Below are 26,151 nucleotides of genomic sequence, written 5' to 3' on the forward strand. Positions count from 1 at the left end.
CGTCTTAGTCCTCTACACTGTGCAGGCGCTTGAGGCTTTCTTCTGCATCCCGGCCAACGGCACCCGACGGATGCGTGAACAGTAGCTTGTCCCAACCGTATCCCCGGCCCACTCGGCACACCTCGACCAGGGCGTCCGTCATCGCAGCCGTTGCCAGTGAGCTGCCCGTCGCCACGACTGCTCCGAGATCAATACCAGCGGGCAGGGTGAGTTGAATGACGTGGTCGGACATCTTTGCCAACGCGGACTCTGGATCGGCCGTGATGGCGATCAGGCCGGAGCAAAGCGTCTTTGCGCGCTGACAGAAGTGGTTGAGCTCGTCTGAGCTTCCGCCCTTGGAAAGGGCGAGGACGAAATCTTCCGGCTGCAGGACGCCGAGACCTCCATGAAGGCCGTCAGCTGGCGGAAGATAAAAGGCGGGAGTGCCGCCGACCGAAAGAAGATGCGCAGCGCGACTGGCGACGGCGCCGGAGGTGCCACTACCCGTGACCAGGATCTTGCCCTTGCACTCGATAAATTTCCTCGCGACCTCGAGAAAGGCCGCATCGACCCATTCGAGCGCTCCCAGAACCGCCGCGGCATCCGCACGGATGACCTGTTTGGCAATGCTGACCCACTGATGTTCTGACTGCATAAAAGCCTCCCTGATGAACGGAGTCATAGGGCAAGCTTCAAAAATCGTCAAGTGAGTATATATTCGCTCATTTGAGCAATTTGAATGTTAGGCAACAAGCCTCCTTGCAACGCCTGCATCCGTAATCAGTGTCGTGATCCAGTTCCCTTTAAGTGCAGCCCTGATGGCGTCGGCCTTTTCCAGCCCGCCGCCGATCCCGACACGCTCCGGTATCCGCCGAAGCTGTTCGGTGGAGAGGCACAGACCGGTTTGATCCAGAGGGCTGGGGACGCTCGCGCCATTTTCGTCGATCAAGGTGGCGCAGACGTCGGCGCAGACATTCTTCTTCAGCGCGTCGCGCCGCCAGTCTTCGGGAAAGCCCGAGCAGAGACAGGATTCTTCAGGCCGCCACGAGCCTATGCCGACGGCCAGGACGTCGATCTTGTCGTAGCGGGACATTGCTTTCGCAATCGAGGTTTCGTTGCGAAGGCGAGTGATGAGATCCGGGTCGTCGACCCACATGGGGCCGAACAGGGGATAAGCGACGCCGCCGCTGGCTTGCGCGAAACGGTGCACGAGTTCGGTCGGGTTCTGCGACAGATCGAGACCTGCGGGACTTCCGCCTGCCTGAACCACATCCACCCGGGGAAGGCGCGTCAGCGATTTGGCCGTCGCCGATAGGGTTCGCCCCCAAGAGATCCCGAGCAATTGACCGTCTGTCAGGGATTCCTCAAGATAATCTGCCGCCAACAAGCCCAGAGATTCAAAGAGTGCACTGGTGGGCACGTCCGGACCATCGAGGACAAGGGCAGCCTTCAGACCGAATTTCTGCCGCAGCCTTTCCGCGAGTTCCGTGTTGATGTCGCCCTGATCGTTGATTTCGATCCGAACGATCCCGTCAGCCAGAGCCGTATCGAGCAGTCGCGCCACCTTGAACCGCGATATTCCAAGCTCATCAGCAATCTGGGATTTGGTCTGCTGCTCTATATAAAAGCGGCGAGCGACGAGAGAGGCTTGCAGTTTCTGGAGAGGGCGCCGAGGCATATGAGATCATCTTTGCTCATTTGTTGCACATTGCCGTCTATTTGACAGATAGATTGGGCATCGGCAATGCCCTCCTTGCACGGCCGCTGGAAGTACCAGTTCGTAATACGCCCACGATGGTATGGTAGAAAAGCTGCGCGCTTAAGAAATAAGCAATTAGTGGGTCGGCGGTTTGAATCTATTCAAGAGCCGCCACGATCGCCTTGCCGAAATCTCGTCTGTTTAACGAGATGGGTTTCCGGTGAACGTCCTAGGTTCGTGCGCGACGTAACTCAGTCGGCGACTGCCCGTAGAGCCTGCGGAAGAGCCGTGCGAAGTGGGAAGCGCTGTCAAAGCCAACCTCTAGTGCGATTTCGATGAGCGGCGCTTTTGTCTGGAGGACCATCTGCCGTGCGCGTTCCATGCGGATGCGTTTGTAGACAATTCCGGGAGACGTTTTCATTTCCTCCATGAACAACCGCTCGAGCTGTCGCCGTGATAATCCAACGGATGCGGCGAGGTTTTCGGTCGGCACGACATCTTCAGTATGTCTCTCCATCGTTATCAGGACAGCTTTGAGGCGCGGGTCCCGGCATTGGATGTCAAGCGGCTTGCGCGGCTGTATGTCCAACCCGGATCGCGCCCGCTCGATCTGCAGCACTTCCAAAGCGTTTCGCTCCGCGTCCCTGCTGATATGTCGTCGGACCAGAAAAGCGGCCATGTCGGCAGCTGTGCTACCGCCGGCGCAGGAGCCGCGGTTCCGGTCGAGATTGAACAGGCGGTCCGAGCGAACCGGATGGCCCGGGAACTGCTCCCGATATGCCTGATAGTGCAGCCAGCTGACACAGGCTTGATGCGCTTTCATAAGCCCCAGTCGGGCCAGAATAAATGTGCCAGTACAGAGCCCGATCAGCGGAACCTTTTGCGCCGCGGCTTTCTTCAGATAATTCGAAGTTTGGCTGTCGATGGTGATATCGGAGTTCAGAAGCCCGCCAACCACGACGATGTAGTGGAATTCGTGAGGATCGATAAAATCGGACGTCGGCGCGACCTGCACGCCACAGCTCGACGTGATGAGATGGGGAGTACTACCCAACACCTGCCAGTCGGCCAGAATCCGGCCGGATTTGTCAACCTCGTCGCTTGCCAGTCTCAGCGTATCGACGAACAGCGCGAAGGCGGACAGAGTAAATGATCGCGCCAGGATGAACCCGACTTTCAGGGGGCTTTGTCTAACTTCATCTTTGACGGATTTCATAAAACGCCTCGCCCGGCCGAGCCCTTCTATTTTATCTGGAAACCATAGGCCAAGGGATCGCGATCGTCGACGAAGATCGTGTTGTGGCCGATGATCCGCGCCCAGCCCCCAACGCTGGGCTTGATACCCTTGAAGTGGCCAACTTCGATCTCTGCTTCGACGCGACCTTCGAACATCGTGCCGATCAGGCTCTCCTGCCAAAAGCTGTCGCCAACTTTCAGCCGGCCCTTGCCATGCAATTGCGCCAGTCGTGCTGAAGTTCCGGTGCCGCCTGGAGAACGGTCTATCGCTTTGTCACCGTAGAACACCGCGCCCCGTCCATCGGCCTTGCCGCTCGTCGGCGCATCGCACCACAAAGCGTGATGAACGCCTCTGATCAATTCATGCTCGGGATGAACCGGATGGCAAATCGGTTCGAGCGCATCCCGTAGCTTCCGGCTGATGTCGACGATGTCGTCGCTCGACATGCCGTCCAATCCGGGCCAATTCCCCTGCGGTTCGACGACAGCGTAGTAGTTGCCGCCATAGGCGACGTCGATCGTCAAGGCGCCGAGCCCCGGCACTTCCACTTCGACATCAGCCGCGTGCAGGTAGCTTGCAACATTGAACATGCGGACGGCTTCGACGAATTCGCCGGGCTTTTCATAGTTGATGTCCACGCGGCCCGCCGGCGTCTCGATAGAAAGCTTGCCGGCAACGCGCGGAGTGACGAGGCCTTCCTCGATTGCCGCGGTTACCAAACCGATCGTCCCGGCGCCGCACATGGGCAGACATCCGCTGACTTCGATGAAAATCACGGCAAAGTCGCAGTCCTCACGAAAGGCCGGATAGATGATTGCACCTGACATGATATCATGCCCGCGCGGCTCGAACATCAAGGCTTGCCGAACCCAGTCATGATCGCGCACGAATATCTCACGACGTTCTGCGATCGGAAGATGGGGAAGCAAGGGGCCGCCGCCGGCAACGAGCCTTACGGGATTGCCGCAGGTGTGGGAGTCGATGCAGAAGAAGCTGTGACGCATTCGAGGTCTTTCCTTAGCCGCGCTTTGCCGATGACCGGGCACGACCCTGTAAGGCGCCTTTTGACAGTCGATCGAGGAGGATCGCGATGGCGACGATGGCAAGCCCCGCCCTTAACCCCAGTCCCATTTCCATTCTGGTCAGGCCCCGCGTCACCTCGGCTCCAAGCCCGCCCGCTCCAACAAGCCCGGCAAGAACGACCATGGCCAGAGACAGAAGGATGCACTGGTTGAGGCCGACAAGCAGGGTGGGCATTGCAGATGGAATCTCGATCTTGAAGAGGATCGAGCGCGGCGGCGCGCCTGTCGCCTGGCCAAGTTCGAGGAGATCTTTCGGCACCTGGTTGAATGCTAGTGTCGTCAGACGCAACATCGGCGGTACGCCATAGACGATCGTCGCGATAATCGCCGGAACGCGACCGAGGCTAAATATCATGACGGCGGGAATGAGATAAACCCACGGCGGGACGGTTTGCATGATGTCGAGCAACGGCCTGACAGCCGTCTCGAAAATCTTGTGGCGTGACGCAAGAATGCCGAGCGGGAAGGCGATCGCTACGGAGATGGCAACCGAAACCGCCACCAGGGCCAGAGTCTGCATGGATGCGGCCCAGAAGCCGGTGAACAAACAGAAGGTCAGTGCAACGGCAGTCACCACCGCAACCCTTATGCTGATAGCAAGGGCTGCGCAAACCACGGCTATGGCAATCACCGCATAGGGCGGCAGGTAAAGAAGTGTCGATTCGATGCCGCCGAGCACCGCTTCGATCACTCTTGTGATGCCTTCAAAGACCGGATGAAAGTTTGTGTTCAACCAATCGACAACAGGAGCAAGATAGGTACCGGGCGAAAACCGGAGAAGGTCGAGGCTCATCTTGCACCTGCCTTAGCGCGGCCGGCTGCGCTCTGCGTCAATCTATCGAGGACCATCGTCAAGATGACGATTGCGATAGCAGCGTTGATGGAGGTGGCGACGTCGAGTGTGCGCACAGCGCTATAAATGGTTTCGCCAAGGCCACCGGAACCGACGATGCCTGCGATCACAACCATGCCGAATGCCATCATCAGGCTCTGGTTAATGCCTGCCAGAACACTCGGGATCGCAAATGGCAGCCTGATCTTCACGAACATTTGCCATGGCGTCAGGCCACTTGCCTGTCCCAATTCTATAAAGGCTTGCGGCGTCATGCGGATACCGAGCGAGGTCAGGCGAATTGCCGGCGGCATCGCCACAATGAACGTCGCCATCAGCGCGGTCGCAGGCCCAAAACCAAGAAGAGCAATCGCCGGAAGGAGGTAGATATACGGCGGCAAGGTCTGAATGAGGTCGAGGACCGGCTGCAGGATACTGTCGAACCAACGCACGAAGCCCGCAGCGATGCCGATTGGAATTCCGACGGCGAGGGCGAGCATCGTGGCGGTGGTTACCAGCGCAAGCGTGCTCATGGTTTCGTCCCATAGCCCCATGACCGCACACAACAGCAGCCCCAGTCCTGTCAATATTGCTGACGGGGCGTTGATCAGACGCCAGGCGACAAGCGCGAGGATGACCACGACGATATAAAAGGGCGCGAGGTCGAGGAGCCAAAGAACGCTGTCGTAGATTCCTTCAAGGATCGCCCTTAAGGGGGTGAACAACCAGTCGCCGTTGTCGCTGATCCAGCCTAGCGTGTCGTCGGTCCAGGCATCGAAGGTATCCGCAATGACTGAGATGTCCATTTGCGTGCGTCCTCCTATGCCGTCGCATGTTGTTGCATCGGAGCGCCGGCGACACCGCGAAGCAGCCCGCGGGTGGTAACGACGCCGATAATGGAGCCGTTGTTGACCACCGCCAGGGCATCGCCATCCGACTCCATCGTGAGCTCTATTAGCGCGCCGATATCGGCTTCCGGCGAAGTCTTCGGTAACGCGTCCAGGTCATGCTGCGGCTGCAGGCTCCTGTATTCTGCGATCGGCTGCATCACCGAATGCGCCTTGACGAGATGAATCCTCGATATGCCGGCGACGAAATCGGCGACATAATCGTCGGCCGGCCGGGTCACGATCTCCTCTGCGGTCCCGACCTGAACGATGACGCCATCCTTCATGATGGCGATCCGGTCGCCGATGCGAATAGCTTCCTCCAGGTCGTGCGTTATGAAGACAGCCGACTTGCCGAGCGACTTCGTCAGCTGCCGGAACTCATCCTGCAATTGACGGCGAATGAGGGGATCGAGCGCGCTGAACGGCTCATCCATGAGAATGATTTCGGGATCGGCCGCCAGTGCGCGGGCGAGGCCGACGCGCTGCTGCATTCCGCCCGATAGTTCCGAGGGATATCGGGACGTCCAGTCGGAGAGACCGACCTTGTCGAGCGCTGCGCGGGCCGTCTTGTTGCGCTCATCTTTCGAAACGCCGCGGACCTCCAACCCAAAAGCAGCATTCTCAAGAACGGTGCGATTGGGAAGGAGCGCCACGCTCTGGAACACCATGCCGATGTTGCGGGCGCGCATGTCGCGCAGTTCGGCCGCGTTCAACTTGGCAATCTCCTTCCCCTTGATCGTGATTCCGCCGAGGCTCGGTTCGATAAGACGATTCAAAAGGCGGACCAGGGTGGACTTGCCGCTTCCAGACAGGCCCATGATGCAGAAGATCTCGCCGCGGCGTACCTGAAGGCTGGCATCACACACACCGACGACGCAGTCGAACTCCTCAAGGGCTTGCTTCTTGGAAAGTCCTCGTTCCGACACTGCCTTGACCGCGGCAGACGCCCGTGCGCCGAATATTTTCCAAACGTTCCGGCAGTCGACCAGGATTTCGTTGGCATTATCCATGACAGCGGTCATTTGCTTTCCCCTTGGCCGATCTTTTGCCGGACCTGTTTTCCTTCTCGAAAACATGCGGGCCGCGACTGTCGCGACCCGTTGATTGCTTTACTCGCTCTTGATGTTTTCCCACCGCTTCAGGAGATCAGCATGGCTGGTGGTCCAGTCCTTGATCGCCTCATCCATCGTCTTGCCGTCGCTGACGGCGCCGTTGATAGCCGTGATATCGGCAAGCGGGACATAGACGCTGGCGATGACTTCACGAGCATGCGGATAGTCGGCGGAGAAGCCCTTCTTGCCGATCCAGTAGTAGCTCTGTGGCGGCGGGAAGACGCTCTTGGGGTCCTTCAGGAACTTGACGGGATACTTCTGCATCATCCAGGAGGGTTCCCAGACGGTCACGGCGACCCATTCCTTGCGATCGATCGCCGACTTAAGCGCAGCTGTCATCGCTGCGGTGCTGCCCTCGACCAGCTGCAATTTCAGATCATATTGCTTGACGGCATTGGCGGCGTCGCGCATCAGACCCGAGCCCGGCTCGATGCCGACGATCTTGCCGCCAAACTTGTCGGCATTGGCGTTCAACTGATCAATCGAGTCGATTGTCACGTAGTTTGGGACAGCGATTGCCTGGTAAAGACCGTGCGACACGGGTGAGATCTTCTCAAGGCGCTTCTTGTTCTTATCCCAATAGTCTTGCGCGACATAATCGGTCTGAGAGGCGAGAATCTGGATATCGCCCTTGCTGAGGGCTGCATAAGCAATGCCCCATTCGGAGAATGGTACGACCTTCACAGTATAGCCGGCATCCTCCAGCACTTTCTTGGTAATCCCGGTGATCGGCGTCAGATCCTCCCAGGACATGGTTCCGACGGTGATGCTCTTGTCTTCCGCATGGACGGAGAATGCGGTTATTCCGACCATGGCGGCTGCGCAAAGCGCTTTCCACAAAGCCTTCATCTTGTTGCTCCTAGTTTTCGTTCCCGTTTTTATTGAAGACCTGCACTCGGCTCAGTCTTCATATTGCGCGGCGACGGATCATCCTTCGCGGCCAGCGCGCAATTCCTGAAAGCGGATCACCGAATTGATTCCGAGCCATGCAAACGGCTCCGGTGGCAGCCTGGATGGCTCCGGGTGGTCCATGTATTCTTCGAGGCGCCGGGAGCTTGTTCCGGTCGCCAGTTCGGCCGCCATCATGCCGGCCAATGTGCTTTTGACGGTGCCCAGACCGTTCTCGCAGCATGCCGAGAAAAGCCCATCGTCAAGCGCGCCGAATGCCGGCACGTGGTTCCGGCTCAGGCACAGACGCCCGGCCCAGCTGTGTTCGAAAGGAATATTCTTCAGTCCTGGAAACCGTGCATCGAGCGAATTCCTGTGCTCTTCGGCCATCCGGGCCATTCGCCTGTCAGAAACGGTGATCGTCGTCTCATAGGTGTACTTCGTTCGAATGACGATGCGCGACCGGCCGCCTGACGTGATCTTTCGCACCGTCGCTCCCATGGCGTCGGCCGGAAGCAGCGCCCATCTATCCCGTCCCGAAGCCCTACGGCCGAGATCATCGGCCGCGAATGGCGCCGTCATCGAGGCATAGGCAAAAATATGCATCAGGCGGCCGCCGAAGTGGCCGAAATCCGTGATGTGACCGTTGACACCCAGGATAACGTTCGGCGCGGTGACCTTGCCGCGAGCGGAACCGGCAATCCAGTTTCCATTCTGGCGCGTGAGGAAGGAGACGGGCGAACGTTCGAAGATATGGACCTTGTGCGAAAGCCCGGCGGCAAGGGCGCGAACATAATCGGCCGGCTGGATCAGGACGGCGCCCGGGGTAAAGAGGCCGCCGAGATAGTAATCGCAGCCGGTAATTTCCCGCATTTGACGGGCGTCGAAAAACATATGCTTCTCGCCGGCGCTCGCCAGGGATCGGCCAAAGCTGATATTCAGCTTCATTCCACGCGCAGTTGCTGCCGCATTGATCTTGCCGGCCGGATCGAAAACCTCGGGCGACAAGCCGTATTCATCCGCGGCATCTTTCGCAAAAGCGATCGCAGCCCGGTTCTGAGCCATCTCCAGTCGAGAGGCTTCCAATCCGCCACTCGAATATTCGCTCGATGACAGATTGTGAGGGACATCAATCATGAAGCCCGAATTGCGGCCCGAGGTGCCTTTGCCGACTTCGCTTGCCTCAAGCACGACGATGTTGTCATCGGGGCGAAGCTGCAGCAGCCGGCGAGCGGCCGAAAGCCCCGCAAAGCCCGCACCGATGATCAGCCAGTCCGCGGTCACGTTGCCTTCCAGGCTTCGGACCGGGAGCGAACGCTTGCTGATCGCCTCCCAGCCCGAGACGCCGTTTTCGGCCGGCAGACGCTTGACGGACGTCGTGATCATCGGATCGTCTCGTCCACCGAACGGTCGGAGACGTCGATCCAGATCGTCTTCAGTTCGCAATAATTGTCATGCGCGAAGATCGACTTGTCGCGCCCGCCGAAACCCGACTCCTTGTAACCGCCGAACGGCGTCGTCGCATCGCCCTCGCCGAAGCAGTTGACGGTGACGACGCCAGCCCGGATCTCGCGCGAAAGCCTGACCGCCTTCTTGAGACTTCCGGTATAGACCGATGCCGTCAGGCCGTAATTGGTATCGTTGGCAAGCGCTATGGCCTCGGCAAGGGTCTCGAAGGTCGTCACCGACAGGATCGGCCCGAATATCTCCTCCCGGAACAGTCGGCTCGACGGCGTGACACCATCGACGACCGTCGGCTCGATATAGATACCCTTTTGGGTTTCGCCGCCAAAGGCCACCGAAAGCTTCTCGGTCTTCACGTCGTCAAGAAACGACGACACCTTCTCGAAGTGGTTCTTGCTGACAAGGGCGCCGATACGGTTTTCCGGGTCGAGCGGATCGCCCGTCTTCCATTCGCGCATATAGGCGCCGATGCGCTTGAGCAATTCGTCTTTGACGCTCGATTGCACGATCAAACGGGACGTCGCGGAGCAATTCTCGCCCATGTTCCAGAAGGCGCCGTTGACCACCTGCTCGGCGACGAGGTCCAAGTCCTCGGCGTCGTCAAGCACTACGGCGGGGTTCTTTCCGCCGCATTCCAAGACGACCTTCTTGAGGTTGGAATCCGCTGCATAGCGCAGGAAGCGCCGTCCGGTCGGGGTGGAGCCGGTAAAGGCCACCATATCGACATCCATGTGCATGCCGATCGGCTCGCCGACATCCTTGCCGCCGCCGGGGACGACATTGAAGACTCCGGCCGGGATGCCTGCCTCATGGGCGAGTTCGGCGACGCGAAGGGTCGTAAGCGTCGTTTCCTGTGCAGGCTTGACGATGACGGAACATCCGGACGCAAGTGCAGGTCCGATCTTCCAGGCGAGCATCAGAAGCGGGAAGTTCCAGGGGAGTACGCAACCGACGACGCCGATCGGTTCGCGCACGACCATGGTCAATGCATTCGCGCCGACAGGGGCAGTACTGTCGTAGAGCTTATCGATCAGTTCGGCATGCCAGCGGATGGTATGGATCGTGTCGGGAACATCGACCGTCTGGCATTCGCGGACCGGCTTACCGCTATCGAGGCTTTCCATGACAGCAAGCTCATGGCGGTTGTCTTCCAGCAGCTTGGCGAACTTGATCAGTATGGCTTTGCGATCGCCTGGTGATTGGAGACGCCAACGACCATCTTCAAATGCCTGCTTCGCCTTTGCGACCGCATAATCGACATCCGTTGCGTCACAAGCTGCGATCTCGGCAAGCGTCTCGCCTGTGGCTGGATTGGTCGTCTTGAACGTCTTGCCGGAATGGGAAGGGCGGAAGGAGCCGTCGATGAAGGCGTTCGTCGGCAGGTCAAGGCCAGCGGCAATCGCCTTGTATTCGGCCGCGGTCAGAGGTTCATGCATGATTGGCTCCCGACGTGATCTGCGCGACCGTGCGCTTCAAGATGGTAACGACAGTCTGGAGGGTTCTCTTTTCTTCGAAGGTCATTCCACGCAGCGGCGCGCGAACCGGCCCCGCCTTGAGGCCAATGATCTCGCAGCCATGCTTGATCGATTGCACGAACTTGCCGGTTTCGAGAAAATCCATTAGCGGCAGCATCGCCGACATGATGGCGCGGCCCTTGTCGAAGTTCTTCTCGATTACGCAGGCCTCATAGAGCGCGACATGCTCGCGCGGTAGGAAGTTCGAGCCGGCGCAGACCCAGCTTTTTGCGCCCCAGGCGAAGAATTCGAGGGCCTGATCATCCCAACCGCACGACAGTGCGATATGAGGAAACTTCCGAGCCAGCAGATGGACGTTCGCCATCTCCCCGGAACTTTCCTTGATGGCCTTCACATTTTTGGATTTTCCGACGCGCGAGAAATATTCGTCACCCATCATCACGCCCATGCGGGCAGGGTAGTTGTAGAGCATGATCGGCAAGTTGGCGGCACGATCAATCGTCAATGCGTGAATGGCATTTTCTTTCTCGGTGGGCAGAGCGTAGGGCGGCGACGTCACGAGAATTGCATCCGCCCCGATTTCTCGGGCTGCCGCGGCGTAGCCAACCGAGTCCTCGGTCCGGGTTGCTCCTGTTCCTACGATCAACGGCAGGCGGTTTAAGATGACCTGTCTGGCATAGGCTGCAAGGTCGAGCCGCTCTTGCGTGGATTGCGCATAATATTCGCCCGTGGAGCCGCCTATGATGATGCCGTGGACCCCGGCTTCGATGAGCGATTCCAGGACAGCGGCAAACGCCACCTTGTCGATCTGACCGTCCGGCCCATGCGGCGTAATCGCCGGGGTATAGATGCCTTCGAAATTCAAGACGATTTCTCCATCGATGCGGCGGGGACGTCGACAAGCGCGTCCGCCTTCATTCCCTGCGGCGCGATGAACATTTCCATGTTTTCGCGCGACAGCTCCCAATGCTCGAACACCAGGTCGACGACGGTATCTTCATCGTGCTTTGCGATCGCCTCGATGAAGCCGTCATGGTGTTCCACAGCGAGTTGAAGCCGTTCGCGCATGTCGTCGTTCTTCGGTCGGAAGAAGGTGTGGCCGATTCGCGCATGGTCGATCAGCAGGCGCCCCAGGCTCGGTTGCAGATAGGCGTTGAACGACATTTCTCCGATGATCTCGTGGAAGCGATTGTTCTCGAGCACCATGGCGAGAACGTCGGCGGAGGTGCTGGCTGATCGAAACCGATCCTGCGTTTCCTTCAGGTCGACAAGTTGCTTCGGCTTGAAGTTTTGGACCGCGAGGCGGCCGATCGCGGCGTAGATCATCGGCGCTACCAGGAAGAAGTGCCTGAGCGTCTGATGGTTCATCGGGCTGACGCGCGCACCGCGGTTTGCCCTAATGTCGATATAACCTTCACCTTCCAAGCGCCGGAAGATTTCCCGCACTGGCGTGCGGGATAGCCCGTATTGCTCACTAAGAGTGACCTCGTCCAAATCCTGATCCGGATCGAGTTCCATCGTCAGAATTTGACGCTTCAGATCGTCGTAAAGACTGTTTTTCCCACCCTTCATTGCGACGCCCTCCTTAAGATTCTGCAGGCAATTGAACCCATCGGAACTTGCCGATGAGGAAAAGGTCGCACAGCCCAATCGACGAGTCAATGAAATTGTATACTCTGTGTACACATTAGATGTTTCATGAAAATACAATATAGCTTAAGTTGCTGCTTTTATTATATGTAGCGGATGAATTGAGAGGTCGTCCCTTCGGGTCGAAAAGGCTTCATCAGCCGATTGATCCTACTAACTCGGCAAGCCGCTTCGTATTCCAACCGAAAGGCCTACGTCGTTATCTGGATTCTCGTCGGAAAATTTGATCGTTCAACGGAGGTGTGGGACTTAGGTTCTGATGCCTTCAAGACCACGGCTGAGCCAGCGCCAACCGGACCCGCGCTCGACCATACAGGACACCGCGTCCCTACGCTGCATTGAGATCGCGCGTCACCTTCGCCAGATCTCTTGACGGCGGCAATCCAAACAGGCGCGCATATTCGCGGCTGAACTGGTTCGGGCTTTCATAACCGACACCGAAGGCAATGGACGTCGCGCTTCCCTGGCCACCGATCAGCTGTGAACGCGCATGCAGGAGCCTTACTCTCTTCTGATATTGAAGCGGGCTCAGCGCTGTCACCGCCTTGAAGTGACGATGGAAGGCTGACACACTCAGGGCTGCCATCTCGGCCAATGTTTCCACCCTGATCTGCTGGGCAAAGTTCCGACGGATCCACTCGATTGCGACCCTGATACGAGCGAGTGCCGTGTCCGGCGATGCGATATCTCGCAGCATCCAGCCGAGCGGGCCTTGAAGCACGCGGAACAGGATTTCCCGCTCGTAGACGGGCGATAGTACAGCGATCTCGTCCGGCCGCTCCATCAGTCTCAGCATTCGAATCCAGGCATCGAGAAGCTCGGCATTGACCGGTGCAACCGAGAATCCCGATCCGAACAAAGTGCTGCGGACCTGCGCCGGCAAGTCATCGATGAGCGCCGCGACGATTGTGGTGTCGAGGGTCAGGCTGACCGCCAAGTACGGCTCACCCGTTGCGGCAGGGTGGATCGACCCGATGGCCGGAAGATCCACGGACATGACGAAATAGGTGGCGGGATCATAGTGGAAGTTCCTGTCGCCGACCGTCATTGTCTTCGATCCCGTCAGGATCAGGTTGACCATCGGATCGTAGACTGCGGCGAGCTGGTGTTCCGGGATTTCGCCCTGAACCATGGCGATGCGCGGAATGCCTGTTTCCGTGCGCCTGTTCTCGGCCTTTGAGGCCAAGGCTCTCAGTTCTTGCAGCTGCCGTTCCATGATCCGAGCCTGACAGAGGTGATGAAGGCGCGCAAGGCAAAAGCAGAAATAGGCAAGCTTTGAGGAGGATTGGGTGAGTGCCCCGCGATCGATAGTCTTAAGTTCGTCTCGCACCAGACATATAGGAGAGACATTTGAAGATCGTCATTGTGACCGGAAGCAGCCGGGGCATTGGGGCCAGTACGGCTCTTGAATGCGCCAAGCGCGGCATGGGTGTCGTCGTCACCTACAACGGCAATCCCGAGAAGGCGGAAGACGTCGTGAAGGCCATCTCTAAGATTGGTGAGAGGGCTGTCTCACTCAAGCTTGACGTCGCCGACAGCAGCTCATTTCCCGAGTTCCGCGAGGCAGTTTCTGTACGGCTCAATGCTATCTGGGGCAGAAAGACCTTCGATTTCCTGATTAACAACGCCGGCTACGGGCTCTATGCTCCGATATCAACCGTCACCGAGAAGCAGTTCGACGGCCTGTTCAACGTTCACCTCAAGGGTCCGTTCTTTTTGACGCAGACGCTCCTGCCGTTGATGGAGGACGGAGGGCACATCGTCAATGTCACCAGTGCGACCAGCCGCGTCGCTACAGCAGGCGTTGCTCCCTACGCTTCCTTCAAGGGTGGTCTCGAAGTTCTGACACGCTACATGGCAAAGGAATTCGGTGAGCGCCGGATCAGGGCAAACTCCATCGCTCCGGGCGCCATCCGAACAGAACTGGGCGGCGGACTGAACGATGAATTCGAAGCCATGCTTGCAGGGCAGACCGCGCTTGGCCGGGTTGGTGAACCAGAAGAGGTCGGCGGCATGATAGCGAACCTGCTCTGCGAGGAAAACCGCTGGATCAACGCCCAGAATATCGAAGTATCGGGCGGCTACATCATCTAGACAGAGGAGCGCGCATTATGCTTGACCACGTCTTCATATCCGTCAGTGACATTGATCGCTCGATCGCATTCTACGAGAAGGCGCTTGAGCCGCTCGGTATAGTCCATGCGATCGATTACGACGGCAGAAACGGCCCTCCGGGCCATCCCGATCTCAAGGGCTTTGGCGCGAACGGTCGCTTGTTCTTCTGGCTGCGCGAAGGTGTTGTCGAAGGGCTCGCCGCTCATGTCGGTTTCATCGCCGACGGCAAGCGGGAGGTCGATGCCGCCTTTGCGGCGGCGATGGCCGCAGGTGCCTCGGAAATTCATCCGCCCGGACCACAGCTTCATTACGATCCCCGCTACCACGCGGCTCAGGTCCGCGACCCCGACGGCTACAGCCTCGAATTCGTTTACAAGGAATGGCAGCACTAAATGAAGAAGCTCATGATTTACGGTGCGACGGGCTACACCGGTCGCATGGCGGCTGAACACGCTTCGGCAGCGGGTACGCCGCTCATCCTCGCAGGACGCACAGAGGCGACGCTCGCATCGCTCGCGGCAAGCCTTGGCGTGGAGTATCGGGTCTTCGGGCTCGAAGACATCGCAATGATAGATCGATCACTGGAGGACGTTGGCGTCCTTCTGAACTGTGCCGGTCCGTTCTCAAAGACAGCCGAACTCCTGATGACAGCGAGTATCCGCAATGGCGTCCATTACCTGGACGTTGCCGCGGAACTCGATGGTTACCGGTTGGCTGAAGCGCTCGATGGTAAAGCCAGGATTGCAGGCGTCATGATCCTGCCGGGCAGCGGCGGCAGCGTGGCGATGCTGGGGTGCCTTGCCGGGCATGCCATCGCCAGAACGGAAAACCCGTTGAGCATCAGGGTTGCCATGCATGTCTCCGGCGGTCTGTCGCGAGGCTCCGCCGTCAGCGCCATGGGTAGCGTCACCGCCGAAACCCTGGCGCGCGTTGACGGCAAGCTGGTTGCCCTTGCTGCCGGAAGCATTCGGAAATTCGACTTCGGCAGCGGTGGCGTCGATTGCTTCCAGGTGACGCTTCCCGATCTCACCACGATCTGGCGGGCGACGAAGGTTGCAAACATCGAGACCTTCGTTCATGTGACGGGCGAAGGCTTCCCGCAGGGCGATCTCTCAGCACTTCCGGACGGCCCAAGCGAGCAGGAGCGTTTGGCCAATCGTTATCAGGCCGTCGTCGAGGTGACCGATGCCGAGGGTAAAGTTGTCCGATCGGTACTCGATACAGTCAACGGCTATACGTTCACGGCAACGGCTGCCGCCGAGGCTGGGCGACGCGTACTTGCCGGCGAGGCTCAAGTCGGCTTCCAGACCCCTTCCATGCTGTTTGGCAACGGCTTCGCCGAGACGATCGCCGACACCACGATTGTCGATGTGTGAGGAACCGCCCGTGCAGAAACTCGTCGATACCTTCATCCAGACCGCCAATCTCTTCGACGTTGAGGGCACGCTGTCTCTATTCTCATCCGATGCAGTCATCGACGACGTTTCAGTTGGCGACGCCTTCGTCGGTACCAAGGGCATTCGCCTCTATCTCGAGCGATTTTTCGTTGGCTACAAGACGAAGAGTAGGCTTCTGTCACTCAAGCAATCGGACGATTTCAACGCTGTCGTTCGACTCGATTTCACAGGCGACTTTGGCCACGAGATCGGAGTTTTGAAGATCGCAATCAACCCGGACGGTTTGATTGAACGCATTGATGCGGATCTTGAATGACTGCTGCCGAACACAAAGATTGATATTTGCGGGAATGCTGGCGCCAGGGGAGAGCTGCACGTTGATTTTTATCGGACAGCGATCCAATCAGGCATTTTACCGCCGGTTCTAATCCCTTTAAGAGCATAAAATCCAAGGGATCATTAGCGAAGGTGGTTCGGCTCTATGACGGCTTTGCCCTCATCCTCGCCGTTCCCGGGCAAAGTGACCCGTTCCGAAAGCGGCCATCTATTCCAGATACGGCCTCAGCACATCTTCGATCCATTTCATGAATGCCCGGACTCGGCGCGACAGATTGCTCCGATGTGCTACGACAAGAGACACGGGTATCGCCCGGCGACGAAAATCGGGCATGATCTCCACAAGCGCTCCACTCTCAAAGTATTGGCCAATCCCTATGAGTGGCGCCTGAATCAGGCCGAGGCCGGCGAGGGCAGCGGCATCGTAGGTCTGCGCGCTGTTGACGTGCAGCGCCCCTGGCAACTGAAGCGTCACGTAGCGGTCACCGTCCGGATATTCCCATCCATAGGGCCTTGCGCCCAGCATCGTCGAAAAATGAACTGTCCGATGTTTCTGGCGCTGGAGATCTTCCAGCGATCGAGGGACGCCATAGCGCGCCAAGTAGTCGGGACTGGCAGCGTTGGCCATCCGCAACAAGCCCAGTGGGCGGGCAATCAGCGTCTCGTCCCTGACGGGTCCGAGCCGCAATACACAGTCGAACCCCTCTTGAACCAGATCGACCTGCCGATCCGTACTCGACACCTCCAGCTCCAACTCGGGGTGAGCCGCCATGAAATCCGGCAAGGCCGGCACGATCGTTGTGCGCGCCACCTCGGTCGGAAGATCGATCCGCAAACGCCCGCGAAGTGCCAAGCCATCGCCTGCAAACATCGAGTGTAGGTCATCGACTTCAGCAAGCAGATCGCGGGCGCGGGCATGAAATGCGCGTCCGTCCTCCGTCAACTGCACGCTGCGCGTCGTCCGGTGCAGGAGCCTGACGCCGACATCTCCCTCCAGCTTCCGGATCGCCGTTGAGGCCCTCCCTTTTTGGATGCCCAAGCTATCGGCTGCGCGGGTGAAGCTCCCCATTTCCGCTACCCTTATGAAAATGAGGATGGGTTCGAGATTCTGCATTTCGTGCCTCGGTATTGTTCTCTTCAGGGGTAACAGTGAGTTCATTTCCTCAGCATTTATCACATTCAGAGGACACAGTAAGTTCCGAATACTGGGATCCTCCATCGGAGAATGACAAATGTCCGAAACTATGAACCTACATCAGGTGCTTCAAACTATGACCTTCCGTCGCGCCCTGTGGGCCGGCCGGATCTTGAGCGCGATTGTCGTTATCGTCCTGCTGGCAGATGGCGCCATTCAGCTTTTAGCGCCGGCACAGATTGCGAGCATGTTGCAGGAAACCGGCTTCGCGATGGACCTGACCCGCGTCGTGGGTCCGATCATCCTCGCTTGTGCCATCCTTTATGCCATCCCGGCCACCGCCGTCCTCGGCGCAATCCTGGTGACTGGCTTTCTGGGAGGGGCGATCTGCGCTCATGTCCGCATTGGTGAGTTGGGATCGCCGCCGGAACTCATTTCCTTGGCTCTGGGCGCGATGACATGGGGCGGCCTCTATCTGCGCGATCCCCGTATCCGGGCCATTTTGCCGCTCATCCGTTGAACGAACAGGGGCATTGTTCTGTCCCTAAAAATCAGGAGAAAACGCATGTTTTTAGTCATGGGAATTACCGGAAAAGTCGGTGGTGCAACGGCACAACATCTGTTGGCACAAGGCAAGAAAGTACGCGCGCTTGTCCGTAATCGCGAAAAGGCGGCTGATTGGGCGGACCAGGGCGTGGAATTGGTAGAGGGCGATTGGAATGACACGGCAGCCATCGAGCAGGCGCTCAAAGGCGTTGAAGGTGCGTTCGTCATGTTGCCTTCTGTATGGGCGCCCTCGCCCGATTACAAAGAAGCAAAAGGCGTGATTGCGAACTATGTTAAGGCGCTCACCATGGCAGCGCCGCCACGGGTAGTCGCGCTCTCGTCAATGGGTGCGAACAGAACCAGCGGGCTCGGGATGATCACGGCCTTGCGGCTTCTGGAGCAAGGGTTTCGTGACCTGATATCGCCAACCGCATTTGTGCGCGCAGGCGGTTTCTTCGAAAACTTCCTCTACGGCTTGCACGTCGCCCAAGGTGGAATGCTACCGGTCTACTATAATCCGACAGATCGCAAATCGACCATGGTCGCGACGAACGACATCGGCGCGGAGGTTGCGACCCTATTGACCGGGCCGGCATGGTCAGGCCGGCGCGTCGTCGAGCTTGGTTCGATGGTCAGCGCGGATGAAGTCGCGGCGCAGTTGGGCGAAGTCCTGAAGCTCGACGTGAAAGCCTTTGCAGTCCCGCGTGCGGGTTGGGCGGAAGCGTTCGAGCAATTCGGTATCCCGAAGGGCCGCACCGCACCTGCCGAAGAAATGTTTGAGGCCGTGAATGCAGGATGGATGGACCTCGGCGCCGAGGGTACGGAGCACATCGCGGGCACGACGTCCGCACGCGATGTGTTCGAGGCTGCACAGAACGCTGCTAAGGCGTAAGTCCCCGGACGGATCAAGTATGACGGAGACCACACGCCTCTGCGTCGGACGCGTCGCGGGAACCATTTAGCAGCTAAATCGAGACGAGGAGCGTCTACTCCCGCCCAACCGTCTGGATCTGCGAACAGCGGACTTTTTGGCTTTAAGAAAAGTCCGCTGTTCGCGCCTTTTCATTTCATAGCGGCCTGACTGCACTCGGCCCCAAAACGGTCATTCCATCGAGGTCATGCCGATGTATGCTTTTGAAAAATTGGAGGATGAGGCCTGTTTCTAACAACAGGGTTGCCGGTTCGGTTCCATTTCAAGACCACGTCGGTTCACCGGTTTCATGAGATGGTGACGTCGAATTCGATCGGCGAGCTTAATCGGCTTTGCCCCTCATTTCTGGAGTTCAATGGATGGCAGCTGCGCCGTTAGAAACGTCATCGTTTTTGGCATTGCGGCGGTGGGCCGAATATCCGGCTTCTTGGAGAACAATCGCTGTCCTTGAGCCGGCCAGCGAACGGTTGCCGAACTATCATGGATACGTGCCTCAGATTTCGCATAGAAAGCGATGAGCGAGCGGAGCGGCTTTGCACGTACGCCTCAGATACCGGCATACCATTCATAGCCACGATCCTCCCAGAACCCACCATTACCGCCCCACAGGTCGTTGAACCTGTCGCGTATTTCGATGCGCATGACATATTTGGCATGCTTGTAGCCGAGATGGCGCTCGACTCGCAGGCGCAAAGGTGCGCCGTGTTCCACTGCCAGATCCTTGCCGTTCAGCGAGTAGGCAAGGATCGATTGTGGGTGAAAAGCATCGATCAGGTCGATACTTTCATAATAGCGGCCGCTTCCGTCGAGCGTTTGTTCGAGTTCGTCGGCACAGTAGAACACGGCATAACGCGCGCCCGGTTTCAAGCCGGCACTCTGCAGGATCAGCCCGAGTGGCACCCCCTGCCACTTGCCGATGGCGCTCCAGCCTTCGACGCAGTCGTGGCGCGTGATCTGCGTGCGGGACGGCAGCTTTTTCAGGTCCTCCAGCGATAACTCCATCGGCCTGTTGACCAGGCCGTCGATCTTGAGCCGCCAGTCGACGAAGTTCGTCTGCGTCATCTGGGCGTATTCGGCGCTGCCGGGTTGGGTCGATCCGTTCGGATGGAAGCTCGGCGAGATATCGGCCTCCGTATACTCCGGCGCCAGCGCCTGCGGCGAGACGATCAGCCGCTGGGTGCCCATAGTCAGACGCTCGGCCATGGCCAGAACCTGCTGGACGTGCTGGTTCTGCACGACGTCATCGCAGCCCGTGAGGCCGATCGCGCCAAGACCGGCGGCGGAGCCTATGAGGAAGCGGCGGCGGGTCAGGATCGAATTCATCGCTTTGTCTCCTCATTGGTGATGGCATAGCGGCCGGTCACCATCGAACGCATGTTGTTCCAGAGGCCGGAGAGGATAACCATTGCCACATGGACAATGACGAACAGCACCAGGCTCCAGGCGGTTATGAAATGGATGGCGCGGGCTGATTGGCGACCACCGAACATGTCGAGGAGGAAAGGATAGCCCGCATCCATCGCGGGAGACATTGTCAGCCCCGAGCCGATCATCAGCGGTAACAGGACAAAGATGACAATGAGATAGGTCAGCTTCTGCAGCGCGTTGTAGCGCCGCGCCTGCTCGCCTTTCGGAAAACGCAAGCCTGCATGGTCCTTGATTTCGTGCCAGATGTTGCGCGGCGCAACATCTTTTGTTGTCGGTAGCAGATCACGGCGGAAATGCCCCCCAATCAGGCTATACAGTACATAAAGCAAGCCGTTTATGACGAAGAGCCAGGCAAAGAAAAAGTGCCATCGACGGCCGGTTGCCAGATCCTGAAAGCTCGGGATGGTCGCCCAGGCGGGAAAGGCCCGAGGTGTCATCTCGCCGTCGACCACGGAGGCGCCGAGAATGCCTGTTGTCGTGATCGACAGGCTGCCTATGCGCAGTCGACCGACAATATTATTGCCGTCCTGCTCGCTTGCGATCTCGAACCAGGACGGGTCTTCGACGGCGCCGTAATTACCCCAATGCAGCTGCGGATCGGCATTGAAAATCTGCATACCGCTCATCAGCAGCAGGGTCAGACAGAGGACGTTGATCCAGTGGGTGATCCGGGTCAGAACCGAATGCCGCCGGATGAAGATTTTTGCCGGGCGCGGCGGCGGCGCGGTGCCGATCTGCTCTATACTGGCCATGTTCGTTACCCCGATGATGCTGCCTGGAAACGGCTCGTTCGATTAAGATCAACCGGCGCGATTTTTCGCGCGCTGACGGCCCGACCGCTATTTGCCGTCGGGCCGTCTTGCAGTCCTTGGAGCAGATCACATCGGCGGGACGACGCCGTTGATGCCGACCAAGACGCGGTCGGATTCGACCATGTTGTCGCCCGTCGTCGTACCGTTGATGATGACGCCGGCGCCCGGCTTGATATCGTCCTTGGTGGCTTTGCCAAAGGTGACGACAGGCGTGCCCGGCGGGATGGAAATCTTCTTCTCTCCGCCCTTGTAGGTCAGTGAAAGGGTCGGACCGTTGACCGAGGTCACGGCGCTAGCAACCGTCGCATTGGTCATCGAGCTCTTCGGCTTCAGATCCCAGCCGTAGTCGCCTTCGCCGGTGCCTTTCATGGCGGCCGGGAAGATTAGCACTTCAAGTGCGCCATTGACGCCGCTATCCGTCGGCACCGAAGCGATGCCGACGAAATCGCCAGGCTTGATGTCCGTGACGGAGGCATTGACGATCCCGTTGACCGCCCAGCCGGACTTCAGCATGATCGTGACGTCCTTGCCTTCGCGCGACTTGACCACCAGCGTATCGCCGTTGAGGCTTTCCACAACACCCCGAACACGGGCCTTATCGGCAGCGTGGGCAGACACCGCGGTCAGTGTGCCAAGGGCAATTGCTACGCCGATGATCTTCATTTTTGATAGCGACATTCTGCTCTCCATATCTTTCATCGTTTGTTATGTGATCCCCGCTCGGCCGACGGGCACGGCGCGTGGAAGTGATCGCTTTGGAGAAGCTGGCCAGCTTGCAGTAGCGTCCAACCGACGAAAGCAATCTGGTCTTCAATTCCGTACCCTCATTCGGGGTTCGTGCGATTGTGTTGCAGCGGTCACGCGGATGTGATCACGACAGAGGCGATAAAAAACTGAGCTTGGTGTGTAACAAGTCGCCTCAGGCAACGAATGATGGTCCGTGAATGACTAAATCGGTATCGGAGCAGGCCCTGAAAGGTTTGATGCTTCTATCGCTTGATGGCGATGAGGCAGCATACAGGCGTTTGCTCTCTATTCTCCGGGATCTCCTTTTAACGTTTTTTCGCAAGAGGCTTGGGTCTAACGCCCCACGGGACGCAGAGGATTTGGTCCAGGAGGTACTTTTGGCGGTTCATAGCCGGAGGATTACCTATGATCGGGAAAGGCCGTTTACCGCGTGGTTCTTCAAAATCGCGAAATACAAGCTGATCGACCACTTCAGAGCAAGCGATAGAAAAAACGGTGTCGAAGTTGCATTGCTCGATGAGATTGCGGCAGAGTTTCGCGAGGAGGCGCTGTTTGCCCATCTGGATGTCGACCGGCTTTTGGATCAGCTGCCCGCCAAGCAGCAAGAGCTCCTGCGGCAGGTCAAGATCGCTGGAAAGACGACCGCTGAAGCCGCGGCCGATACGGGGCAGTCGGAGGTAATGGTTCGTGTCAGCATTCACCGAGGGATGCGCGCGATTGGACGCAAGCTGGGTTTTGCCAATGACGAAGATTGATAATCTCATAGACACTCTGGCGGGTGAGCTTACTCCGGTAAGCCGGCATGCGCTGCGGATGCGGCTTGCCTCTGCCATAATTTTCGGTGTGATCGGCGCGGCTGTTGCTCTGTTCGCATCGTTCGCTTTACGCTCGCATTTGCACCACGTCACGGTGGCTGCCTTTTGGGTCAAGTTTCTATATTCGGCAGGTTTGATGGGCGCGACGATAATTGCGCTTGATCAGGTTGCTCGCCCTGACGGTCGAATCGGCAATATGATTCGCGTTTCGACGGCAGCGTTTGCTGTCATTGCACTACTGGCGATTGGTCAGCTCGTCTTGTCGCCGACGTCATCCTATCCAAGCTTGATATTCGGATTTTCGGCCCCTTTTTGCCCGTTCCTCATCGTTGTATTCGGTCTTCCTGCATTCTTCGCGAACATGTGGTTTTTGCACCGCGCGGCTCCCTTTAATCCGGGACTTGCCGGCTTCGTTGCCGGCGCATGTGCTGGCGCGATTGGCGCGTGGGTATACGCATTGGCTTGCGTCGAAAACGGCATCCCCTTTATCGCAATCTGGTACACCCTTGGCATTCTGCTGAGTGGGTTATTGGGAAGCGTTGTCGGCAAACTTAGTCTGCGTTGGTAACCGGCAAAGAGAAATGCCTGGCGGAAAGGATCAAGTTGATCATCCGTGATGACGCTCGATAAAAGTCACCGAATCTTCGATGGTTAATCTCAAAGGCAGGTCGGTCATTTCAAATGACTAAAGTCAGAAGCTGATAACTTCGACACCCTCAGCGCAAATTGTGGCACTCAAGGAAGGAGGCGAGGGCTCGTTGGTTACAAGGCGATCAATCGTGCTCTGTTGCAAAATCGCGTTGATGTCCGAAAGCCAGATCTGATTTACACCGGTTCTGATCCCTTTAAGGCCACAATGGCTGTGTTGCGCCTAGAATGCGGACCCTGGAGCACAGAAAGTGAAGAAAAGCCCATTTAGGTGCCAAACGACGAAAGAGGCAAGTGGCGGATTGGGTCATGAAGGAGTGCACTAATATTCTCAAGGCTCGGCGGACTTCATCATTTGCTCAATCAACTCGACTCCTGCCAAAGGCTTTGTCTCAGCCCGGAAAATCTTCTGCATTCTCAGCACCGCGTCCTTAATTTCACTAGGACTGAGTTGCTCAAGCATGTTTGCAATTTTCGTCTCGTCTACGGTGGCAATATCCCCGCATACGCCGACACCGTGATACTGCACACGTGCAGCATTGCCAAATTGATCAAACCAGCATGGAAATGTCAGCATTGGGACGCCAAAATATAATGCTTCCATAACTGAGCTATGCCCTGCGTGCGTAATGAAGACATTCGCCCTTTCCAATACTTCCAGCTGCGGCGCAAATTTTACAACGCGAATTCGACTGGGGAGTTCACCAAAATCCGAGATTTCAGCCGCAGCGCCGATTTGAACAATCGCCTGAATGTCATCTTTAGCCTTAAGAGCATTGATTACGGCCGTGAAAAGTCGTTTGCTGTGGCGATATTTGTCGCTGTAAGTACCCAGCGAACAATAGATCAGCGGTTTTTCGGCGTCGAAACCGTCCCAGTGGAAGCCGCCATCGGACCGCCGCAGATCGATACTGTTGCCGAGATATGTCCTTGAGGAGTCAACCTGCGAGTGCGGAAAGTCAAATTGCCTCGGGGTGGTGATAAGGTCAGGCATGGAAACACGTGGTCCATACTCGCTCCAGTAAGTTTCTCCCCCCCATCTACGTACCTCAACCCAGAAACGATCTTTCCCGAACCCCATCATGGTTCGAAGTCCGACCGATACGGCTTGGCTGCGCCACGCCACCAACAGGCATCTACCCCATGCGAAGGAATTGCGGATCTTCCATCCAAGCGTGTCAACGCCGGCAGGCAATAGCGAGCTAAAAACCGGCGGTATATCTTTAGCCTGCCTGGATGCCAGCGTCGAATTAAGCGCGACCATTGGAATTTTGTGTTTTAGAGCCGGTATGACACCAATTCTTGCCAGCGGATCAGAAATGACGAGATCTGTTTTGTCCGCCAGCAACGCAGTCTCACAACGGATGTCCGACGCCCTTATTTGTGCCAACAAGTGCCACATCCGTAGACGGGCGGCGCGCCATTTATCGAGGACCCCGCGAATTCCCCGTCTTCCTATCCGTTCTCCTTGAAGGAGCGGCATGTCGAGGGAGCGATATTCAAAGCCTTGAGCAGTTACCCGCGAGCTATACCTGGATGGCCCGTGATAGATAATCCGATGACCAGCACTTTTTAGCGCACGTGCCAGGTTATGGCTTCCGTTAAGCGCACTTTGTTCGGGAAAGAGAACGAAGGCTATTGTTCCACCGGAATGCTCACTTGGGGCGGCGGCTGGCTTCGGATCGTTAAAGATTAGGGCTTTTGCGATTGATGCACCCAAAGGGTTGCACAAAGGAATTTTCATGATGGACAAGTGGTCGCCTTCAATTTGCTCAACCGTCAAGCGACCAGCCACGAGCAACCGCCAACCGTCGATAACCTTTCGATCGCCCGGTGTTTTGGCGAGGAAAAGATGAATAGCCAGCGAACTGGGCGATGGAACATATCTCTCAACGGCCGAGGCTAGATTCCGCCAGACTTTCGTTCGCCTCAGCACATTTTGAGCCGTTAGACCCTCGTCGAAATAACCGGCCTCTTGGCAAGCAGCGAGCAGATTTTCGATCGTACGCGGTCCTCGTTTCCACGCTCTCAATCGACCGATTTTAAAAGTGGGAATGAGCTCCGGTAGGCGCAGCAATAGGTCATCAACATCGCTCACATATCGAGGCGCCTTATAGTTGCTGGCGCAGTCAATCAGGCCGAGAAACTCTACGTTCTCATTCGCGAACCTCAATTGCCTAGCCATCTCATAGGCGATCGCACCTCCAAGTGACCAGGCAGCTAAACGATAAGGCCCCGTGGGCTGGACCTGACGCATGCGGGAAAGATATTCTTCAGCTATCTCTTCCACCGTATCCTTGAGTATTTCGTCTTCGTGCAGGCCGGCTGCCTCCAAGCCGAATACAGGCGTATCTTTCCCGATAGCCGAGGCGAGCGGTGGGTAGGCACCGACCTCTCCCGACGAGGGATGGACAATAAACAGCGGGCGCCGAGAACCAGTCGAGCTTAGCTGAACAAGGCCTCGTACCGGACTTGGCTTGATCTGTTCCTTTTGAATGAGTGAAGCTATGCCATCAATTTTTGGCTGCGTTAGAATATCTTGAATCGTGACTACCTTGCCGAGCTTTTGGTGAATTCTGCTGACCATCCGCACGGCCAGCAGTGAGTGGCCGCCCAGTTCGAAGAAGTTGTCGCGGCGTCCGATTCGTTCGACGCCGAGCAACTCGCTCCAAAGGTCGGCCAGCATCGTCTCGATCTCGCCGACCGGCTCCTCGCTGGCCCCACGCGCATAAGCCTCGTCTGCAGGTGCCGGCAGCGCACGACGATCCACCTTGCCGTTCGGCGTCAACGGCAATCCGTCGAGCACCACAAAGGCCGCAGGAACCATGTAATCCGGCAGGGACGCCGACAAATGTCCCCGCAATACCCCCGCAAGGCCTACAATCTCGTCGCTCATCACCACATAGGCGATGAGCCGTTTGTCGCCCGAGGCA

At 57.7% G+C, this 26,151-nt stretch carries 26 protein-coding genes; 8 read left to right on the forward strand and 18 right to left on the reverse strand.

Features of this window, described 5'->3' with window-relative positions; translation table 11 throughout:
• Window positions 1-4 precede the first annotated feature (4 nt).
• The 13 genes from A6U86_RS13620 to A6U86_RS13680 form a co-directional block, all read right to left on the reverse strand.
• Window positions 5-634, reverse strand: coding sequence for an SIS domain-containing protein (locus A6U86_RS13620; RefSeq protein WP_068391872.1), 630 nt, complete (start codon window positions 632-634; stop codon window positions 5-7).
• 87 nt (window positions 635-721) lie between these two features.
• A complete protein-coding gene (locus A6U86_RS13625) occupies window positions 722-1,657 on the reverse strand; it encodes a sugar-binding transcriptional regulator (protein ID WP_068391775.1) in 936 nt (311 codons plus the stop codon).
• Between the two features lie 250 nt (window positions 1,658-1,907).
• Window positions 1,908-2,894 (reverse strand): GlxA family transcriptional regulator, encoded by a 987-nt coding sequence (locus A6U86_RS13630; protein ID WP_068391777.1) that lies wholly within the window; start codon window positions 2,892-2,894, stop codon window positions 1,908-1,910.
• A 26-nt stretch (window positions 2,895-2,920) separates the two neighbouring features.
• Complete coding sequence (locus tag A6U86_RS13635; protein ID WP_068391780.1) at window positions 2,921-3,919, reverse strand: 4-hydroxyproline epimerase; 999 nt, start codon at window positions 3,917-3,919, stop codon at window positions 2,921-2,923.
• Between the two features lie 13 nt (window positions 3,920-3,932).
• On the reverse strand, window positions 3,933-4,790 hold the full coding sequence (locus A6U86_RS13640) for a proline/glycine betaine ABC transporter permease (protein ID WP_068391783.1): 858 nt from the start codon (window positions 4,788-4,790) through the stop codon (window positions 3,933-3,935).
• Complete coding sequence (locus tag A6U86_RS13645) at window positions 4,787-5,635, reverse strand: proline/glycine betaine ABC transporter permease (RefSeq protein WP_068391786.1); 849 nt, start codon at window positions 5,633-5,635, stop codon at window positions 4,787-4,789. The genes A6U86_RS13640 and A6U86_RS13645 overlap by 4 nt, the downstream gene beginning before the upstream one ends.
• 14 nt (window positions 5,636-5,649) lie before the next feature.
• A complete protein-coding gene (locus A6U86_RS13650) occupies window positions 5,650-6,741 on the reverse strand; it encodes a glycine betaine/L-proline ABC transporter ATP-binding protein (RefSeq protein ID WP_068391789.1) in 1,092 nt (363 codons plus the stop codon).
• 87 nt (window positions 6,742-6,828) lie between these two features.
• Window positions 6,829-7,680, reverse strand: a complete 852-nt coding sequence (locus A6U86_RS13655; RefSeq protein ID WP_068391793.1) for a glycine betaine ABC transporter substrate-binding protein — start codon at window positions 7,678-7,680, stop codon at window positions 6,829-6,831.
• 78 nt (window positions 7,681-7,758) lie between these two features.
• Complete coding sequence (locus tag A6U86_RS13660; RefSeq protein WP_068391795.1) at window positions 7,759-9,105, reverse strand: FAD-binding oxidoreductase; 1,347 nt, start codon at window positions 9,103-9,105, stop codon at window positions 7,759-7,761.
• Window positions 9,102-10,619: an aldehyde dehydrogenase gene (locus A6U86_RS13665; protein WP_068391799.1), complete on the reverse strand. Its 1,518-nt coding sequence runs from the start codon at window positions 10,617-10,619 to the stop codon at window positions 9,102-9,104. The genes A6U86_RS13660 and A6U86_RS13665 overlap by 4 nt, the downstream gene beginning before the upstream one ends.
• Window positions 10,612-11,523: a dihydrodipicolinate synthase family protein gene (locus A6U86_RS13670; protein ID WP_068391800.1), complete on the reverse strand. Its 912-nt coding sequence runs from the start codon at window positions 11,521-11,523 to the stop codon at window positions 10,612-10,614. Before A6U86_RS13670 ends, A6U86_RS13665 begins: the two co-directional genes overlap by 8 nt.
• On the reverse strand, window positions 11,520-12,230 hold the full coding sequence (locus A6U86_RS13675) for a GntR family transcriptional regulator (RefSeq protein ID WP_068391875.1): 711 nt from the start codon (window positions 12,228-12,230) through the stop codon (window positions 11,520-11,522). Before A6U86_RS13675 ends, A6U86_RS13670 begins: the two co-directional genes overlap by 4 nt.
• Before the next feature lie 406 nt (window positions 12,231-12,636).
• Complete coding sequence (locus tag A6U86_RS13680; RefSeq protein ID WP_068391803.1) at window positions 12,637-13,524, reverse strand: AraC family transcriptional regulator; 888 nt, start codon at window positions 13,522-13,524, stop codon at window positions 12,637-12,639.
• Between the two features lie 134 nt (window positions 13,525-13,658).
• Between A6U86_RS13680 and A6U86_RS13685 the strand changes: the two genes are divergently transcribed.
• The 4 genes from A6U86_RS13685 to A6U86_RS13700 are packed head-to-tail and all read left to right on the forward strand — an operon-like array spanning window position 13,659 to window position 16,136.
• Entirely contained in the window at window positions 13,659-14,402 is a 744-nt protein-coding gene (locus tag A6U86_RS13685) for an SDR family NAD(P)-dependent oxidoreductase (RefSeq protein WP_068391806.1), read from the forward strand.
• A gap of 17 nt (window positions 14,403-14,419) precedes the next feature.
• Window positions 14,420-14,815 carry a VOC family protein gene (locus tag A6U86_RS13690; RefSeq protein WP_068391809.1) on the forward strand — a complete coding sequence of 132 codons (396 nt, stop codon included), beginning with the start codon at window positions 14,420-14,422 and terminating at the stop codon, window positions 14,813-14,815.
• On the forward strand, window positions 14,816-15,799 hold the full coding sequence (locus A6U86_RS13695) for a trans-acting enoyl reductase family protein (RefSeq protein WP_068391812.1): 984 nt from the start codon (window positions 14,816-14,818) through the stop codon (window positions 15,797-15,799).
• 10 nt (window positions 15,800-15,809) lie between these two features.
• Window positions 15,810-16,136 carry a nuclear transport factor 2 family protein gene (locus A6U86_RS13700; RefSeq protein ID WP_083196832.1) on the forward strand — a complete coding sequence of 109 codons (327 nt, stop codon included), beginning with the start codon at window positions 15,810-15,812 and terminating at the stop codon, window positions 16,134-16,136.
• Between the two features lie 228 nt (window positions 16,137-16,364).
• On the opposite strand, the gene A6U86_RS13705 is transcribed toward A6U86_RS13700, so the two are convergent.
• Entirely contained in the window at window positions 16,365-17,270 is a 906-nt protein-coding gene (locus A6U86_RS13705) for a LysR family transcriptional regulator (RefSeq protein WP_068391878.1), read from the reverse strand.
• A 118-nt stretch (window positions 17,271-17,388) separates the two neighbouring features.
• On the opposite strand from A6U86_RS13705, the gene A6U86_RS13710 reads away from it, so the two are divergent.
• Both A6U86_RS13710 and A6U86_RS13715 read left to right on the forward strand, forming a co-directional pair.
• Entirely contained in the window at window positions 17,389-17,811 is a 423-nt protein-coding gene (locus tag A6U86_RS13710) for a DoxX family protein (RefSeq protein WP_068391820.1), read from the forward strand.
• 45 nt (window positions 17,812-17,856) lie between these two features.
• Window positions 17,857-18,729 carry an NmrA family NAD(P)-binding protein gene (locus A6U86_RS13715; protein WP_068391823.1) on the forward strand — a complete coding sequence of 291 codons (873 nt, stop codon included), beginning with the start codon at window positions 17,857-17,859 and terminating at the stop codon, window positions 18,727-18,729.
• A gap of 585 nt (window positions 18,730-19,314) precedes the next feature.
• On the opposite strand, the gene A6U86_RS13720 is transcribed toward A6U86_RS13715, so the two are convergent.
• The 3 genes from A6U86_RS13720 to A6U86_RS13730 all read right to left on the reverse strand — a co-directional run bounded on the left by A6U86_RS13720 (window position 19,315) and on the right by A6U86_RS13730 (window position 21,671).
• Window positions 19,315-20,091, reverse strand: a complete 777-nt coding sequence (locus A6U86_RS13720; protein WP_068391826.1) for a molybdopterin-dependent oxidoreductase — start codon at window positions 20,089-20,091, stop codon at window positions 19,315-19,317.
• A complete protein-coding gene (locus A6U86_RS13725) occupies window positions 20,088-20,948 on the reverse strand; it encodes a cytochrome b/b6 domain-containing protein (RefSeq protein ID WP_068391830.1) in 861 nt (286 codons plus the stop codon). Before A6U86_RS13725 ends, A6U86_RS13720 begins: the two co-directional genes overlap by 4 nt.
• 126 nt (window positions 20,949-21,074) lie before the next feature.
• A complete protein-coding gene (locus A6U86_RS13730; protein ID WP_244509934.1) occupies window positions 21,075-21,671 on the reverse strand; it encodes a hypothetical protein in 597 nt (198 codons plus the stop codon).
• A 281-nt stretch (window positions 21,672-21,952) separates the two neighbouring features.
• On the opposite strand from A6U86_RS13730, the gene A6U86_RS13735 reads away from it, so the two are divergent.
• Together A6U86_RS13735 and A6U86_RS13740 are read left to right on the forward strand one after the other, a co-directional pair.
• Window positions 21,953-22,510, forward strand: a complete 558-nt coding sequence (locus A6U86_RS13735) for a sigma-70 family RNA polymerase sigma factor (RefSeq protein WP_068391836.1) — start codon at window positions 21,953-21,955, stop codon at window positions 22,508-22,510.
• Window positions 22,497-23,138, forward strand: a complete 642-nt coding sequence (locus A6U86_RS13740; protein WP_068391839.1) for an NrsF family protein — start codon at window positions 22,497-22,499, stop codon at window positions 23,136-23,138. Before A6U86_RS13735 ends, A6U86_RS13740 begins: the two co-directional genes overlap by 14 nt.
• A 411-nt stretch (window positions 23,139-23,549) precedes the next feature.
• Here A6U86_RS13740 and A6U86_RS13745 read toward each other — a convergent pair.
• A partial coding sequence (locus A6U86_RS13745) for a glycosyltransferase (RefSeq protein ID WP_244509932.1) occupies window positions 23,550-26,151 on the reverse strand: 2,602 nt, incomplete at its 5' end.

Origin of the sequence: Rhizobium sp. AC27/96 (assembly GCF_001692325.1) — a bacterium.
Lineage (GTDB): Bacteria > Pseudomonadota > Alphaproteobacteria > Rhizobiales > Rhizobiaceae > Rhizobium.